This is a genomic window from Tsukamurella pseudospumae (assembly GCF_001575195.1).
Lineage (GTDB): Bacteria > Actinomycetota > Actinomycetes > Mycobacteriales > Mycobacteriaceae > Tsukamurella > Tsukamurella pseudospumae.
The window spans coordinates 211,492-227,362 of sequence record NZ_LSRF01000057.1 but is presented as its reverse complement, the minus strand read 5'-3'; the positions used below and the strand labels follow the sequence as shown (position 1 = coordinate 227,362).

General features: G+C 72.4%; 12 protein-coding genes. 7 read left to right on the top strand and 5 right to left on the bottom strand.

Going from position 1 to position 15,871, the window contains the following annotated elements; genetic code table 11:
* Window positions 1-220: 220 nt before the first annotated feature.
* The 4 genes from AXK60_RS18200 to AXK60_RS18185 all read left to right on the top strand — a co-directional run bounded on the left by AXK60_RS18200 (window position 221) and on the right by AXK60_RS18185 (window position 4,215).
* Window positions 221-1,558, top strand: a complete 1,338-nt coding sequence (locus AXK60_RS18200; protein WP_139058027.1) for a hypothetical protein — start codon at window positions 221-223, stop codon at window positions 1,556-1,558.
* 56 nt (window positions 1,559-1,614) lie between these two features.
* Window positions 1,615-3,021, top strand: coding sequence for a hypothetical protein (locus tag AXK60_RS18195; RefSeq protein WP_231855553.1), 1,407 nt, complete (start codon window positions 1,615-1,617; stop codon window positions 3,019-3,021).
* Window position 3,022: 1 nt separating this feature from the next.
* Window positions 3,023-3,823 carry an LLM class flavin-dependent oxidoreductase gene (locus AXK60_RS18190; protein ID WP_068573321.1) on the top strand — a complete coding sequence of 267 codons (801 nt, stop codon included), beginning with the start codon at window positions 3,023-3,025 and terminating at the stop codon, window positions 3,821-3,823.
* A gap of 65 nt (window positions 3,824-3,888) precedes the next feature.
* Window positions 3,889-4,215: a hypothetical protein gene (locus AXK60_RS18185; protein ID WP_068573319.1), complete on the top strand. Its 327-nt coding sequence runs from the start codon at window positions 3,889-3,891 to the stop codon at window positions 4,213-4,215.
* Window positions 4,216-4,358: 143 nt separating this feature from the next.
* Here the strand turns inward: AXK60_RS18185 and AXK60_RS18180 are convergent, their stop codons facing one another.
* From AXK60_RS18180 to eccCa, 3 genes are all read right to left on the bottom strand, one after another.
* Entirely contained in the window at window positions 4,359-4,634 is a 276-nt protein-coding gene (locus AXK60_RS18180; RefSeq protein ID WP_139058026.1) for a hypothetical protein, read from the bottom strand.
* A gap of 10 nt (window positions 4,635-4,644) precedes the next feature.
* Window positions 4,645-5,058 (bottom strand): EndoU domain-containing protein, encoded by a 414-nt coding sequence (locus tag AXK60_RS27980; protein ID WP_425315226.1) that lies wholly within the window; start codon window positions 5,056-5,058, stop codon window positions 4,645-4,647.
* A 139-nt stretch (window positions 5,059-5,197) separates the two neighbouring features.
* Entirely contained in the window at window positions 5,198-9,223 is a 4,026-nt protein-coding gene (eccCa, locus tag AXK60_RS18170; RefSeq protein WP_068573314.1) for a type VII secretion protein EccCa, read from the bottom strand.
* Between the two features lie 196 nt (window positions 9,224-9,419).
* Here eccCa and eccD point away from each other — a divergent pair, with 196 nt between their 5' ends.
* Both eccD and mycP read left to right on the top strand, forming a co-directional pair.
* Window positions 9,420-10,919, top strand: a complete 1,500-nt coding sequence (gene eccD, locus AXK60_RS18165) for a type VII secretion integral membrane protein EccD (protein ID WP_068573312.1) — start codon at window positions 9,420-9,422, stop codon at window positions 10,917-10,919.
* The gene (gene mycP, locus AXK60_RS18160) at window positions 10,919-12,172 is read left to right on the top strand and encodes a type VII secretion-associated serine protease mycosin (RefSeq protein ID WP_068573310.1); all 1,254 of its coding nucleotides are present in this window, start codon (window positions 10,919-10,921) and stop codon (window positions 12,170-12,172) included. The genes eccD and mycP overlap by 1 nt, the downstream gene beginning before the upstream one ends.
* A 32-nt stretch (window positions 12,173-12,204) precedes the next feature.
* Here mycP and AXK60_RS18155 read toward each other — a convergent pair whose 3' ends face one another.
* Both AXK60_RS18155 and eccB read right to left on the bottom strand, forming a co-directional pair.
* Entirely contained in the window at window positions 12,205-12,735 is a 531-nt protein-coding gene (locus tag AXK60_RS18155) for an AAA family ATPase (RefSeq protein WP_068573308.1), read from the bottom strand.
* Between the two features lie 108 nt (window positions 12,736-12,843).
* On the bottom strand, window positions 12,844-14,262 hold the full coding sequence (gene eccB / locus AXK60_RS18150) for a type VII secretion protein EccB (RefSeq protein WP_068573305.1): 1,419 nt from the start codon (window positions 14,260-14,262) through the stop codon (window positions 12,844-12,846).
* A gap of 134 nt (window positions 14,263-14,396) precedes the next feature.
* Here eccB and AXK60_RS18145 point away from each other — a divergent pair, with 134 nt between their 5' ends.
* Window positions 14,397-15,845 carry a type VII secretion protein EccE gene (locus AXK60_RS18145; RefSeq protein ID WP_068573303.1) on the top strand — a complete coding sequence of 483 codons (1,449 nt, stop codon included), beginning with the start codon at window positions 14,397-14,399 and terminating at the stop codon, window positions 15,843-15,845.
* Window positions 15,846-15,871: the final 26 nt, after the last annotated feature.

Below are 15,871 nucleotides of genomic sequence, written 5' to 3'. Positions count from 1 at the left end.
GCGACGAGAGCACCCCCGGCGACCAACGGAGACCCGGGACTCGACTCCGCACAGCCAGGAACTGCGGCGCGGCGTCACACACCAGCGGACCAGAGTACGCGGGTACAAGGGCGCAGGTCAAAACGCCCGACGGTCCGCCGCACCCCCGAACCGGAATCAGGGTGCGGCCCAGGGACGTCCCGGATGTGGCCGAGCACCGTCGGGACATAGATTTCCGACCATGACCTCCCAGACAGTGGAGGCGGCACCGTCGGCGCCCGAGAACGCGCCCGTGCCCGCCTGGACCACCGCCCAGAAGATCGGCTTCCGGCTGCTGTTCACCCTCGGCGGCGGGCTGACCCTGCTCGCCGTGTTCGGCAGCCTGCAGCTGGGAATGATCATGCCCGCGGTGCAGGACCCGTTCGCGCGACTCGGCGCGCTCGTCACGGGCACGGAGGTGCAGCTCCTGGCGCTGCGCGGCGCGGGCGACTCGCTGGGCATCTGGCAGTACCACATCGGCTGGGCGGTGACGGCCGTCGTGATCACGGCGGTGTGGACGCTGCTCGACCGCGGCCGGCGCGACTACCGCGGCCTCGGCGGCCTGCTCTGGCAGGTGGGGCGGATCGCGCTGGCGAGCGGCATGATCTTCTACGGCCTGGGCAAGGCGATCCCCACCCAGATGGCGTTCATGGAGCTGCCGACCTACGCGCTGCAGCCCGCGGGCGACATCAGCCGGATGAACATGCTCTGGGGATTCATGGGCGCGTCCGACGGCTACTCGATCGTGACCGGCCTCGTCGAACTGATCTCGGGACTCCTGTTGCTCTCGCGGCGCACCTGGATTCTGGGAGCCCTCGGCTCGATCATCTCGATGGTTCAGGTGGTGCTGATGGACACCTTCTACAACGTGCCGGTGAAGTTCCTCTGCGTCGAGTTCCTGCTCATCGCGATCACCCTCCTCGCACCCCAGTGGATCAACCTGATCCGCGTCGGATTCGGCCGCGCCGCCGGGCCGATGCCGGCGATCTGGCGTGCCGCGGGCGCCGAGCGGACCTGGCTGCGACGCTGCGGCAAGGCCCTCGCCGTGCTGGCGATCGTCACGATCACCGCCTTCGGCGTGGTGTCGGGCGTGAGCTCCAAGGCCGCGCTCGCCGAGACCCGCAGCGACATCGACGGCGTGTGGCACGCCACCTCGTTCCGGGTCGACGGCGCGGAGGCGACGCTGTCCGCGGACCCGCTGTGGGTCAACGTCGCGATCACCTACCGCGGCCGCGGGATGTGGGAGTCCACCGGCGACGGCTACACGTCGTTCGTCACGCAGGACTCCGCCGCCCGCGCGACCCCCTGGGTCCTCGAGGTCGACGACGCCTCCCTCACGATCAAGCCGCGCGAGTCCGGCCCGGAGACGGTGCTGCGGTACACCCAGCCCGACCGCGACCACCTCACCCTCGCCGGCCGCGTCGACGGCCGGGAGATCACCGCGGCGTTCGAGCGCCGCCCGATGAAACGCGCCTCGGAGGACCTGCGGTTCACCCACCCGATACCCGACGAGGACGCGCCGAGCCTCGATTTCCCCTGACATCCGGTTACATCTGTCACTAGGAGGGACTCGTGAGTGAGCCATACGATTCGGTCATGAGCGCACCGCAGAGCCACGGAACGCAATCGTCGCCCGCCCCGGCCGCACCGCAGCCGTCCGATCCGGGCGCCTCCGATCCGGGCGCCTCCGATCCGGGCGCGCAGTGGTCGGGCGCGCAGAAGCTGGCGTTCCGGTTCCTGTTCGTGATCGGCGGCGGCATCCTGCTGCTGTCGCTCTACGGCAACGTCGGACTGGCGATCATCTGGAAGTTCAGCGGGATCTGGTGGCTGTTCGCCCAGATCGGCAGTTATGTCGCACGCGGGCGGGGCGTGGACATCGTCCTCACCGGCGGCGGCGACAACATGTGGCAGTGGTGCATGCACCTCGGCTGGATCATCGTCGGCATCGTGATCGTGGCGGTATGGACCCTGCTGGACCGGAACCGCGCGGACTACCGCTCGCTGCTGGGACTGCTCGGGGTCCTCGCCCGGTTCTGTCTCGCACTGTCGATGATCATCTACGGCCTCGCCAAGGTGATCCCCACGCAGATGGGTTTCATGGCGCTGCCCTCGCAGCAGTTGCAGCTCACCGGCGACACCAGCCTGTTCACCACACTGTGGGGCTTCATGGGTGCATCCGTCCCGTACATGGTGGCCACGGGCCTGGTCGAGCTCGTCGCCGGCATCCTGCTGCTGTGGCGGCGCACGGCGCTGCTCGGTGCGCTGCTCGCGATCGTGGCGATGGGCCAGGTGTTCCTGCTCAACCTGTTCTACGACGTCCCCGTGAAGATCGTGTCGGGAGAGCTGCTCGTCGTGGCCGTCGCCCTCACGGTGCCGTACCTGCCGAACCTGCTGCGCGTCGTGTTCAATCGCCCCGCGCCGACTCCGGTGACTCCGCTGCCCGTGGCGGGTGCGGGCCGGGCCTGGTCGCGGATCACCGGCGTCGTGCTCAAGTTCGCGGCGGCCGCACTGATGGTCGTCTCGCTGGCCTCCACCGGGGCGATGACGGTCTACGTGATCCACACCCCGCGCTCGGACCTCGACGGGATCTGGCGCACGACCTCGTTCACGATCGACGGCGCGCCGGCCACACTCACGCAACGCGATCCGGCGCCCTGGTCCAACGTGGCGATCACCCTGCGCGGCAGCGAGAGCAACGCCGTGCTCAAGTCCCTGGGCGAGGGCTACGACAGCGTCGTGACCCAGGAACCGTCGGGGAAGACGGTCGCGTGGCAACTCGAGAAGAAGGGCGACGTCCTCGAGATGCGCAAGCACAAGGACGACGCTCCGCTGCTCGTCACGGCGCGGCTCGACGGTGGCCGGTTGCACCTGTCCGCCACCGTCGACGGCAAGCGGATCGAGGGCGTCTACGAGCGCCGGTACATGGAGCGCGATCGCTCGCACTTCCGCCTCGTCCAGCCCGACGGCGACGGCGGTTCCAGCCCCGAACAAGGAGGTTCCTGACATGACCCGACCATTCCGATTCGCGGTCACGGCGCTGCCCGTGCCGCAGCTGGGCGACTGGGCGACCTATGCGCGGTCGATCGAGTCCGACGGCTTCGACGTCCTCGCGCTCCCCGAGAACTACCCGCTCCCGGACGGTTTCACCTCCGCGGCGGTGGCGCTGGGCGCCACGTCGACCCTGGAGGTGGCGAACTACGTGGTCGCCGCGCCGCTGCACGACCCGAAGCACGCGGCGTGGCAGGCGCATTCGCTGGCGACCATCAGCGGCGGGCGGTTCCGGTTCGGCATCGGCACGGGTAGGCCCGACGTGGCCGCCGATGCTGAGGCGCTCGGCGTGCCCTACGGCACGGGGGCGCAGCGCCTGGCCCGGGTCGTCGAGACCCTCGACGCCCTCACCGCGCTCGACGGTGCCGGCCACACCCCGGTGCTCATGGCCGCCGGCGGGCCCAAGGCTCTTGCCGTGGCACGGGATCGGGCCGACACGGTGGCCGTGGCGACGGCCCCCTCCACCTCGGCGGAGCGGCTCGCGGAACTCACCGCGCCGCTGCGGGACCGAGTGGAGCTGGCCTGCTCGATCTTCGCGGTCAACGGCTTCGCCCCCGACTACGTCAGCGCCTTCATCGGCAGCGATCTCGACGCGCTCCGCGCCGTGGACTCCCCCGCGCTGGTCGACGGCTCGGTCGACGAGATCTGCGACACGCTGATCCGCCGTCGCGAGCAGTACGGCTTCTCCCTCATCGCGCTCGGCGGGCACACCCTGGAGGCGATGCGCCCGGTGGTCTCGCGCCTGGCCGGCACGTGACCCGCCGACGGTGCCCGTCCCCGACCGTCCAGGCGTTCCCGGCCCGCGCGGCGCATGATGGAGGCATGCGCCCCGAACTGAGATCCGTCCCCGGTACCGCCCCGACCGGGGTGGTGTTCGCCGATCCGCACGTGACCCCCGACGGCACGACCGTGATCGAGGTGTCGCGGGTGCGCCGCCGACGCAGCGGCGAGTTGCGCACCTCCGCGCTCGGCGTCTACGCGATCCGGGACGGCAAGGCCGTCTGGTCGCCCGCCGTCGACGCGGATCGGATCGCCCTCATCGGCGTGGCCACCGGCTTCGTCGCCGCGACCCTGGCCACCCTCGCCGTGCTGCGGCAGCCGCCGTGGCCGGTGTTGACCGGGACGATCACCAGGGCGCTCGACCGCTGAGCTACGCCACGGATTCGCCGTCGTCCCACGTCCCTGCGGGCAACAGCTCCGAAGGCACGACCTCAGCGAACCGCAGAGTGAGCGCACGCACCTCGTCGGTGCTCGTCCCGGCGCCGTTGCAGCAGCCGCGGTTCACCAGGACCTCATGCCGCAGAGGCAGGTGTTACGCGGACTTCCGCGAGAAGGGCGTTGAGTTCGCGGTCATCCACTGCGCGGACAGCTTCGGCAACATCGAAGGGAAGGGACCTGGCGGTCATCGTCAGTAGTCGCAGCCCGCGTTCGACGGTGGAGAAATGTTCACCACCGAGACGCATCGGGTCGGACACGTACTGTCTGTCGCGCACATCGTCGAACAGCACGGCTACTCGCTCGACGAACAGTTCGCCGAGCGCCTCGATCGTCGGTGCTGTGTCGGACATGACAACCATGCTATCTCCGCCAATCCGATTCCGGTACCTCGCCGATGGGCGTGAATTCTGCGAGACGGCCACGGTCGAACGACACCGGCGCGCGGGACGGGGAAGTGTCGGACGGAGAGTTCCTCATGACTCCATTCCCCGAGATAGGGAAGGCACGATCGAACGCGCCGCCGGCACGAATCGTGACCATGATGATCACGCCGGATACCTCCCGGAGATAGGCCACGTCACCAGAACGTTCGTACGCGCGGATGTGAGACGGATCGAGCACCACCCGCGCACACGCGTCCATCACATCGTCGTCCGACCATTCACGAGGAAAGGTGGTCTTCCTGGGCCGTCGTGAGTTCCAACGATGCCCGCCCTTCCTGCTCGAGAGCGCTTCTCCGTCCAAGATGTGCCCGCGAGTGTCGACCGCCTTCATGACGGCCGGCAACCACGGGTGCGTCAGGAACGGATGTGTCAGTCGCCGGGGCCCGAGCCGACCCCACAGGTCGATCACGTCGGGTCCGAACCCCGTGGCCTCGTACAGATACCTCCGGTTCATCGTACGTAGACCGCGCTCATTCCTCCGGCTCGTCGACCATCGCGACCTGGACCAGCTCGACGCCGCGGGCGCGGGAGACCCACGTACCGCGGCCGGGCGGCTGCGGACACATCTTGACCGTACCGAGGACGGTGCCCTCCTCACGGGAGCCACTCATCACCAGGCCGTCGGCGGCGAGGTCGCGGATGCGGGCGAGGAAGGTCTCGTACAGGCCGCGAGCCAGACCGCCGCTGCGCCGGGCGATGACCACCTTGAGCCCGATGTCCCGCGCCTGCGGCAGCAGGTCCAGCAGCGGAGCGAGCGGGTTCCCGGCGGCGCTCGCGACCAGGTCGTAGTCGTCGACGATCAGATAGACGTCCGGCCCCGTCCACCACGACCGTTCCTTGAGCTGCTGCGGCGTGACATCGGAGCCCGGGCAGCGGTCGCGGAGGATCTGCACCAGGTGCGCGACCATCGGGGTCAGCGTGTCCGACGACGAAGCGTACCCCGCGAGGTGATCGCCCTCGAGCGCGCCGAGCAGTGTGCGGCGGTAGTCGACGAGCAGGATCTTGGTCTGCTGCGCCGTGCCGCCCGCGACGAGCGATGCGATCAGCGTGCGCAGCGTCTCGGTCTTGCCGCACTCGCTGTCGCCGAGCACCAGGAAGAAGGGCTGCGACTCGAACTGCAGTGTCGCCGCCGCCAACTCGGACTCACCGACGCCGAACACCGCGTGCGTGGGCGGTGCATCGCGGCGCCCGGGGATGCGGTCGCGCAGCACCAGGTCGGGCAGCATCCGCACCTCCGGGGCACCGTCGGCGTAGCGGGACACCAGGTCGGCCACGACGGCCTCCTGCGCGGCGGGCACGTCGTCCGACGGTGCGCCGCTCGGCAGCGCGACGAGCATGTGCAGCTGCTCCGACGTGATACCGCGACCGGGCCGCCCCATCGGGACGAGCCCCGCGACGCGGCGGCCCATCTCCGAGTCCATCGGGTCGCCGAGCCGCAGCTCGATCCGGGTGCCGAGTTGGTCCTTGACCGCCGGCCGGATCTCGCCCCACCGCGACGCCGCGACCGCCAGATGCACGCCGTACGAGAGCCCCTGGGCCGCGATCGCGTTCACCTGCGGCTCCAACACCTCGAACTCCGTGCGCAGCACCTGCCAGCCGTCGATGACGAGGAAGACATCGCCGAACGGGTCCGCGGCGGCCGCCGGATGCGCGCGGTACTGCTCCATCGACTGCACCCCGTGCTCCCGGAACGCCGCCTCGCGCCGCCGGATCAGCCCCGATACCTCGGCGACGGTGCGCCGCACCCGATCCGGATCCAGGCGGCCCGCCACCGAGCCCACGTGCGGGACGCCCGCCAGCCCGGCGAGCGACCCGCCGCCGAAGTCCAGGACGTAGAACTGGATCTGCCGCGGCGTGTGCGTGAGCGCCGCGGACACCACGAGGGTCCGCAGCGTGGTCGACTTGCCGGATTGCGGACCGCCGACCACCGCGACATTGCCCTGCGCGCCGAACAGGTCCACCACCAACAGGTCCCGCCGCTGATCGTAGGGACGGTCGACCACGCCGATCGCGACCCGCAGCGGCGTCGCGTCGTTGCGACGGAGGTGTTCGGCCAGATCCCCGACGGCCGCGGATTCGTCGAGCGGCGGCAGCCACACCTCGTGCGCGGGGAGTCCGTGCCCCGCCAACCGGCCCACCATCGTCTGCAGGAGCGACGGTGCGCCCACCGTCCCGCCCGGAGGGTTCGGTACGCCCTGCCCGACGACGGACCGCCGCACCGGATCTCCGGGTTGCGCCGGAATCCGCTGCAGCCCCGCAGGGAGCCCCGAGGCGCGGCGCTCGATCGGGGAAGCCGCGTTGCGGTACTCGCGCACCGTCGCACTCCCGACGGTCGCGCGCCGGGCGGCCGCGGGCCCGCTGGGCGGCACGTACTCGCCGGAGACGTAGCAGGCGTGGAAGCGGCGCGGCGGGTCGGCGTCGTACTTGAGGTAGCCGGCGCCCGGCGTCGACGGCAGGTGGTAGGCGTCCGGAACGCCCAACACCGCGCGGGACTCGCTGGCGGAGAATGTCTTCAGGCCGATCCGGTAGGACAGGTGCGAGTCCAGTCCGCGGAGCTTGCCCTCCTCCAAGCGCTGCGAGGCGAGCAACAGGTGGATGTGCAGCGACCTGCCGAGCCGTCCGATGGCGACGAACAGCTCCGCGAAATCGGGCTTCTGCGCGAGCAGTTCGGAGAACTCGTCCACGATGACCACCAGCGCCGGCAGCGGGTCGAGCGGGGCGCCCGAACGGCGCGCCTTCTCGTACTCGCCGACGTTGGCGAAGTTGCCCGCCCGCCGCAGCAGTTCCTGCCGCCGGTTCATCTCGCCGGAGAGCGCGTCGCGCATGCGGTCGACCATCGCGATCTCCTCCTCGAGGTTCGTGATGACCGCGGCCACGTGATTGAGCGACTCCAGGCCGAGGAAGGTGGCGCCACCCTTGAAGTCGACCAGAACGAGGTTCAGCGCCTCGGGCGGGTGCGTGGCGACCATCGACAGCACCAGGGTGCGCAGGAACTCAGATTTTCCGGAACCCGTTGCGCCGATGCACAGCCCGTGCGGACCCATGCCGCTCTCCGCGGCCTCCTTGAGGTCGAGCTCGATCGGCTCGCCGTGCGGCCCCACTCCGATCGGGACGCGCAGCCGTTCGCGCGCCGTGCGCTCGCGCCACACCGACTCGGGTGTGATCGCCGCGGCGTCGGCGATCCCGATCAGAGCCGGTAGACCGGGATCGGACGGTCCGCCGTCACCGTCGAAGTCGAGCAGCTCGGCCATCGACGCCGGACGGAACCTCCCGACGCGCCGCGCAGTTACCTGTGCGGCACCCGCGGTGACGGCGTCGGGCCGGGCGAAGAACTCGACGCCCGCGGCACTGCGCGCACCGAGGCGACGGGAGTCGTCGAGCACCAGCTGCAGGCCGGAGCGAACGGCGAGCGAGTCGGGCTCCGGGGCCAGGTCGATCACCGTGACGCCGTCGATGCCGACGGCTGCGTCGAGGACGCCGCCGGGCGTCACTGCGATACCCCGGTCCAACAGGATCACGTGGTGGGGGCGGCCCGGGTCGACGGGGGTCGCGCGGGCGAAGGCACCGCGATCGGCGAGATCCGGTGCGATCGCCTCCTCGAGCTCGGCGGCCGAACCGTAGACCGTCCGGACCGGGCCGAGGGCGTCGCACTGCGTCGGATGCGCGAGGTGCGGCAACCATTTGAGCCAGCCCCATTCGGCGGAGTCGACCTCGGTCGTGGCGACGGCGATCCGCACGTGGTCCGGCCCGTGCAGCACCGCCAGGCTCGACAGCATCGCGCGGGCGGTGTCGAAGACCTCGGCGCGCGGACCGTCGAGCCCGACGGCGGGGAACCCGCGCAGGGCGACCGCCACCGGCAGGCCCGGCACGGACGCGCCGTGCCGGACGAACCGGCGCAGCGCCACCGTCGACACCGGTTCGAGGTCCTCGAGCGGCCCCGTCTCGGGCGGCACGAGCCGGGTGGCGAGCCGCTGTCCGCCGACGCCGACGCGTACGTGCAGGAAGTCCGGATCCGCCGGCCGCCGTTCCCACATGCGCCGTGTACCGACGCATCCCGGTAGCGCCTCCGGGGCCGGATGGATCCACTCCAGCGCCGCCCGCTGCTCGGTGCGGGTGCGGTCCACCTGGCCGCGGATCTGCCCCAGGTAGCGCAGGTAGTCCTTGCGATCCTCGTTGAGTTCGGCCGCGGACGCGCCGTTGCCCCTGTTGTTCATGCCGTACATGCCGAACATCGACATGAGCATCATCAGCGGGAACATCATCATGTAGGGGCTCTGCATCATGGCGCTGCCCGAGGTGAACATCAGCGCGATCATGCCCACCACCGCGACCACCATCACCACGGGGAGCAACTTGCCGAGCAGGCCGCCCGGCACGGCGCGCGGGATCTCGGGTGGCGCCTGCAGCGCCACCTCACCGCCCGGCGTGCGCGGCGGCGCCAGGCGCTGCTTACGCGCGAAACCCTCTGTGACGGGCTCGAAGACCACGTCCGTCATGTCGGCCACTTCCCGTGCCTCCCCCGGAGTGCGGCGCGCCCCCACGCGCCGTCGTGGCACCACCATGCACCGCGCGGCCCGTCGGCGGAAGGGGTTCGACGAAGATCGCCCGAAGGGGAACCGATCGTGGGGCCGGTGCGTCTAATTCATATCGGGCCCTGTGCGGGTCCGGCGTACGGCATGCGAGGGGAGCGCTATGACCGACATCGACATCGCGGAGGAGACGGCCGCGGAAGTGGCCCGGCTGAGCCGGGTCTCGGTACTGTGCGGTGGTGCGCAGGTGGACGTCTCGCTGCCGCTGCTCACCCCCACCGAGGTGCTCATCCCGGAACTGGTGCGGCTCTTCGGCGATCGCATCGGCGAGTCGGCGGAGTCCGCATGGTCGCGACCGTGGCGGCTGGCCCCGGTCGGCGGGGAGCCCCTGCCCGGCCCGCAGACCCCCGCCGACACCGGCATCACCGACGGTGCGCTGTTGGTCCTGTTCGTGGCCGACGCACCGCCTCCGCCGCCCGTCTTCGACGACGTCTTCGATCGGACCGCGGCGGATCTGACGGCCGGCCGGCGGTGGGACGAGCGGGCCGCGATGATCGTGGGCCTCATGGTGCTGGCCCTCGCCGTGGTCGCGACGGGCGCGGTGTCGCTGCGTCTGGGGCTCGCGCCGCGCAGCGCCGACGGCACGGGAGCGGGCGCGGACCGGGTGTTCGCCCAGCTGTGGTGCGGCGCGGCCGGCGCGGCGTTGATCGCCGGCTCGCTGCTGACCGCACGGCGGATGCGTTCGGCCGGGCCGGTTCCCACGGTGCTCGCGGCGTGTGCCGTCGTGCTGGCGGCGGTCACCGGAGTGCTCACGGTACCGCTCGGCGCCGACGGCCGGTACGGCGCGGCGCACGCTCTGCTCGGCGCCGCCGCCGCTGCGGTGACGGCTCTCGTCGCGCTGCGGTTCACCGGCCGCGGCACCGCTGTCCACGCCGCGGTGCTCACGGCGGCCGCGCTCGCGGGCCCCGCGATGTTCGCCGCGATGTGGCTGCCCGGCCGCCGAGCCGCGATCGGGGCCACCATCGCGATCATCGCCTACCTGGTGCTGGTGTTCGCGGCGCGGATCGCCGCCGTCGCCGCCCGGATCCCGTTGCCGCACGTGCCCGCCGCGGGGGAACGGATCGACCCGATCGACGACGACCCGCCGCCCACCGTCGCCGGTGTCGGTGCCGTGGCATCCGGGCTCGTGGACGAGCAGTCCGAGGCGCCGCGCTCGAGCTTCGCCCAACTGGTCTGCACCGGAATCACGGTCGGCGCGGCGGTAGCCGGCGCCGTGGCCGCTCTGACGGTCGGCGCCGGCACCCGAGAACTGCCCGGCCATCACCTGGCATTCGCGATCGTCGTCGCCATCGCGTTCTGCCTCCGGGGCCGCACCCACGCGGAGCCGGTCCAGGCGAGCGCCGGGGTCCTCGGCGGCGCGGTCATCGCGATCGGCACCGCCACGAGCCTGGCCTGGGGCTACGGGTCCTGGCCCACGATCGGACTCGTCGCGCTCGCCGCGATCGCCGGCCTGGCTCTGGCCTGCGGCGCGGTCGCTCCGCGCGTCACCTTCAGCCCGGTCCAACGCCGACTGGCGGAGATCGGCGAGTACCTCACGATCGCCGCCGCCGGCCCTCTGCTGGGCTGGGTATGGGACGTGTACGCGACAGTCCGGAATCTCTGATGGGGCGGCGGATCCGGGCCGTCACCGTCGCCGCGGCGGCCGTTCTCGCGGTGCCGGTCGTGCCGGCTGCCGCGGATCCGCCGGCGCCGGACGGTGCGCCGCGCGGGCCGGTGGCCCCGCTCGCGCCCACGGTCCAACGCACGCAGTGCAACACACTGCGTACGCAGTCCGGAACCGACTACGGCCGTGCCGATCACGCCCTCCGTGCGCTGCGTTTCGACGAGGCGTGGCGGTTCACCCGCGGCGAGGGACAGAAGGTCGCGGTGATCGACACCGGCGTCACACCGCACCCGCGCCTCGGGGAGGTGATCGCGGGCGGGGACTACGTCTCCTCCGGCGACGGCCGCGACGACTGCGACGCGCACGGCACCGCGGTCGCCGGGATCATCGCCGCGCGTCCCGCACCCGGCGACGCCTTCGCGGGCGTGGCGCCCGCGGCGTCGATCATCGCGATCCGTCAGGCCAGCGCCGCGTTCGAGCCGCAGCAGCGCGGCGTCAACAGCCACGGCAACGTGACCACGATGGCCTACGCGGTGGTCCGCGCCGTCGACCTCGGTGCCACCGTCATCAACATCTCCGAGGTGGCGTGCGGGCGCTCGGCCGCCGAACTCGGGGACGACGCCCTGGGGCGCGCCGTGCGCTTCGCTGCGGCGCGGAACGTGGTCGTGGTCGTGTCGGCCGGCAACGTCGGGTCCGGCGGGCCGTGCGCGGAACAGAACACGAATGCCGCGGCGCCCACGACGATCGCGTCGCCCGCACGCTTCGCCGACCAGGTGCTCGCCGTCGGCGCCACCGAGCCCGACGGGCGGCCGGCGGCGTTCTCGCTGGCGGGGCCGTGGGTCACCGTCGCCGCGCCGGGCACGGACGTGACCACGCTCGAGCCGCGCGGAACCGGCCTGGCGAATGCGCAGGCGACCCGCGAGGGCACCGGTCCGCTCGCCGGCACCAGCTTCGCCGCTCCCTACGTGGCGGGTGTGGCCGCGCTGGTCCGATCGCGGTTCCCGCAGCTCACCGCGGCCCAGGTCCGTGCACGTATCCTCGCGACGGCCCGGCGGTCCGCAGGGATGGGCGGGGCGGGCATCGTCGACCCCGTCGCGGCGGTCACCGCGGAACTCCCCGCCGACGTCCCCGCTGCCGGCCGCCTCGCCGTCGCAGCGGCTCCCGCCCCCGATCACGGGCCGCGCACCGTCGCGCTCGGTGGGCTCGGGCTCCTGCTGGTGGCCGCTGTCGGGGCGTGCCTCACGCGCCGGTGAGTCCGGTGCGGCGCAGTGCACCGATCGGGCCGTCAGAGGCGGAATCGCGCGGAGGCGATCGCCTCCAGGACCCGTTCGATCGTTCCGGCCGGGGTATCGGCCGAGGTGTCGAGAACGTGCGGTTCGTACTCGTCGAGCGCATCGAACTGGTCCCACATCGTCACGATCGGATGTTCGTCGACGAGGGCCCCGGGCGTTGTTCGTGCCTGCGCGCGACGGAGCGCGACGGTCCGTGACGGCCGGAGGATCACGTAGTGGACCGCGGCCTCATCCGCGCGGTCGCTGAAGTGATCGAGCATCCACGGACCCACGATTCCATCGAGGACGGTCGTGAATCCGCCTCCCGCGTAGGTGAAGACCGCTCCGGCGATGACCTCCATCACCGTCCGATTCTGCTCCGCCGACTCCGGCTCGTACGGCGGAATCGCCCCGGCGACGATGGAGTGCCAGAAGTCGTCCGTGTGCAGGTGGACTCCGCGGGCGAACGACCTGGCGACGGATGCCGCGACAGTACTCTTCCCGGCCCCCGGTGGCCCGGTGAGGATGACGACGGTTCGCTCCATCTGATTCGTCCCTCCGGTGGCGGTTCGTCGACGACGCGGTGCCACGCACTCTGCCGCGGACCGTGGCGGCGGTCAACCTGATTACCGGACCCGCGCGAGTCGGGAGACTCAGCTGGACACCGTGATCGGCACACCGTCGCGGGTCACGGCGGCGGCCGTCCGCGTGAGGTCCGGCCCTGCGGGCAGGGCCGAGAGCACCGACCAGGCCACGGGCCGCGGCTGGTGCAGCAGCCCGAGGATCTGCGCGGTCCCCGTGTCGGGGATGCCGAACCGCACGCCCGAGTCGGAGACGTAGAACAGGCCATCGCGGCGCTCGCCGCCCGGCTGCGCCGAGACCACGTACTCGCCCGACCCCGCGGGCACGAGCGCCGCGTCCAGGGCGTCGCCGGCACCGTCGGCCCCGGCGAGCGCGACGGGCGTGCCGGGCCCGGATGGCGCGGTGAAGGTGCGCAGTTCGACGGTGCCCCCGCTGTTTCCGTCGGTCGAGGCCGCGGCGCACACGACCGGCGCCTCCCGCAGCGTGCGGAGAGCGGGCCGCCTGTCCGGCAGGTCGGCGACGGGCACCGAGCGCCGGACGGCCGCGGCGGCGACGACCGAGGCGGGCACGGTGGCGATGGGCGCTCCCGTCGGGTCGCCCGCGCGGATCAGGTCGGCGGCCCACTGCCCCACCGGCTGCACCCCGTCGGACAGGACGACGTAGAGGCGGTCCCGGTCGGCGTCGGAGACCCGGACCACATCGGCCACCCGCGATCCGGGGACGGCTGTGGCGGCCTGGCCGCGGCCGGCGATCTGTGGGATCGCGATGTCGTCGATCCGGGCGAACGCGTTGAGCAGGGGCGCACTGACCGCGCGAGCCGCGGCGCCGTCGATGCCCGCGAGCCTCCGGACAACGGGGTCAGCGGGGTCGACCGGCGCGCGGAAACCTCGCAGCAGCAGGAAGTACCGGTCCTCGCGGCGCACCAACACGGCGCCGTCGTCGGCGGATCCCTCGTCGACGGACGTGACCATCGTGTCGAGCGCGTCCCGCGCCGTGGGCTGGTCCGACGGTGCCGGCCGCGTCCGGTCGCAGAGCAGCCACGGCGACGCGCCGTCCTTCCAGGCCGAGACCGGGCCGAGGATCTGGGCCGGTGCGCCGACGATCCCGACCTCGGGCCCCCGCCGGAAGTCGCTGAGCCGCTTGTCCTTCACCGAGGTGGGCGAGGCGGCCTCGCCGACCACGAGGCGCGCGGACGCGAGACCGGTCACGGGGTGCAGCACGTCCTCCACGCGGACGTACAACGCGCCGGACTCCTTGGCCAGCACGATTTTCGCGCTGCCGACGGCACCCTGCGGACGGATCAGTGCGAGGACGCCGCAGCCGCCGGTGACCACCAGCGCCAGGATCAGGCCCACGATGAGCGATCGGGACTGCGAGGCCATGGGATCCGAGATCATCCGCGGATCGCGGCGCAACAGCGCGTGGTCCATGCGCCGCAACACGAAGCGGTATCCGCTGACCTGCGCGCGGGTGGTCAGTTGTCTACGCATTCTCGCTCGCCCTCCCCCAAGGTGCGTGCCGATCCGCTTCCCCCGAAGCGGTCGTGCTCTCGCCGAGACTACGGTACTTTCACAGCACTGCAGGGCGTTTCGGGGGAGACGGCCGGGCTCGAGGGGGAGCATTCATGGATCAGTCACTACCGTCGACCGGACTCACCGCTCCCGGGAGGTGGCACCGCTCGACGTGGCCGGGCACCGGCGCTGTGCTCCTCGCGGAGGCGGGTGCCGCTGTCGCGGGGCTCGGCACCGCGGCGCTCGGCGGGCCGCACTGGGCCGCCGCCACCGCCGCGCTCGTGGTCGGGGGCGGGGCGTTGACCCGAGTGCGCGGGACCTCCGGCGCCGAGTTCGTCGCGGACCGGCTCGCCGTGCGGGCGGCGGCACGGGTCCGGGTCGAGGCCGCGCCCTATCCCGGCGGTGGCGACATCGGAGTGCGCCGCAGCGGCGACGGGCTGACCACGTTCGTGCGCATCGCCGCGTCGACGCCGCACCTGGTGGCGCTGCTGCGCCGGGACGACCCGGCCGTGCCGCTGGGACTGCTCGCGGGGCTGCTCCGGCACGCCGACTCACCCGCATCGCGGATCGATGTCCTGCTGAACGGCGGCCGTGCGCCCGGTGAGCCGCCCAATCCGCGCCTGCGGTACCGGCAGCTCCTCGGACCCGTGAACCGTTGGGCCGCAATCGACATGCTGCTCGGCGTCACGATCGATCCGCGCGAGTGTGCGGCGGCGTGCCTACGACGGGGTGGCGGACCGTCGGGCGAGGGACGCGTGGCCGCGCTGGCGGCGCAGCGGGTGATCGATCTGCTCCGCGCGGCGGGCATCGACGCGGCCGTGGTTCGCCCGGCCGAGGCTGCGCACCTGGACACCGCCCCGCCGTCCGGAGCCGAGCACCTGGACCCCGAGATCCTCTCCCACGGCGGGCTGGGCGACCTGTTCCGCGAGGATGCACCGGGCACCGTCGGAGTGACGCTGCGCGCAGGTACGGATCGCGGAGTCCGGCTGGGCGCCTGGCTCACCGGGGCCGAATCGGGCGACCGCCGGCGGCGCGGCGATCACGAGGCGACCGGCGCGGTGAACGCCCTGGAATCCGTCCACGTGCCGCTGAGCGGGGCCGGCCAGATCCTCGGGTCCGATGCGGCGGGCGGGCCCGTGGGAGTCCGCCTCCACGGGCGCGGCGTTCGGACCGTCTGGGCCGCCGTCGCCGACGATCCGGCCCGCCAGCTCGTCGAGCGCGCCGTCGCGACGGGGGCGCGGGTCCTCGTCGTGACGGGCCGGCCCGCGATGTGGGAGCCGCTCGTGTCCTGGGTGGGATCTCCGCGCCACCTGTGGATCTCCGGCTGGCGCTACCCCGATCCGGTCCCGCTCGGCCCGGCCGACTACACGGTCACCGTGCTCGACGGCACAGCGATCGGGCTGCCGCCGGGCTCGGTCGAGCCCGCGGGCACCGTCTGGCGGATCGAACAGGCGGGGATCTCCCCGGTCTCCGAGGCCGACGTGGTGCTCAGCCAGCCGATGCCGGGGATGCTCACCGTCCGCACCGACGGCGGCGCCGCCACCCTGCGGCTCGTCGCATGACCCACTGTCCCGCGCACGACGGGGCC

Bases quoted from the DNA above. Each gene is read 5' to 3' on its own strand.
- AXK60_RS18200 (WP_139058027.1), top strand. From the start codon at position 221: ATGACCTCCCAGACAGTGGAGGCGGCACCGTCGGCGCCCGAGAACGCG.
- AXK60_RS18195 (WP_231855553.1), top strand. From the start codon at position 1,615: ATGAGCGCACCGCAGAGCCACGGAACGCAATCGTCGCCCGCCCCGGCC.
- AXK60_RS18190 (WP_068573321.1), top strand. From the start codon at position 3,023: ATGACCCGACCATTCCGATTCGCGGTCACGGCGCTGCCCGTGCCGCAG.
- AXK60_RS18185 (WP_068573319.1), top strand. From the start codon at position 3,889: ATGCGCCCCGAACTGAGATCCGTCCCCGGTACCGCCCCGACCGGGGTG.
- AXK60_RS18180 (WP_139058026.1), bottom strand. From the start codon at position 4,634: ATGTCCGACACAGCACCGACGATCGAGGCGCTCGGCGAACTGTTCGTC.
- AXK60_RS27980 (WP_425315226.1), bottom strand. From the start codon at position 5,058: ATGAAGGCGGTCGACACTCGCGGGCACATCTTGGACGGAGAAGCGCTC.
- eccCa (WP_068573314.1), bottom strand. From the start codon at position 9,223: ATGACGGACGTGGTCTTCGAGCCCGTCACAGAGGGTTTCGCGCGTAAG.
- eccD (WP_068573312.1), top strand. From the start codon at position 9,420: ATGACCGACATCGACATCGCGGAGGAGACGGCCGCGGAAGTGGCCCGG.
- mycP (WP_068573310.1), top strand. From the start codon at position 10,919: ATGGGGCGGCGGATCCGGGCCGTCACCGTCGCCGCGGCGGCCGTTCTC.
- AXK60_RS18155 (WP_068573308.1), bottom strand. From the start codon at position 12,735: ATGGAGCGAACCGTCGTCATCCTCACCGGGCCACCGGGGGCCGGGAAG.
- eccB (WP_068573305.1), bottom strand. From the start codon at position 14,262: ATGCGTAGACAACTGACCACCCGCGCGCAGGTCAGCGGATACCGCTTC.
- AXK60_RS18145 (WP_068573303.1), top strand. From the start codon at position 14,397: ATGGATCAGTCACTACCGTCGACCGGACTCACCGCTCCCGGGAGGTGG.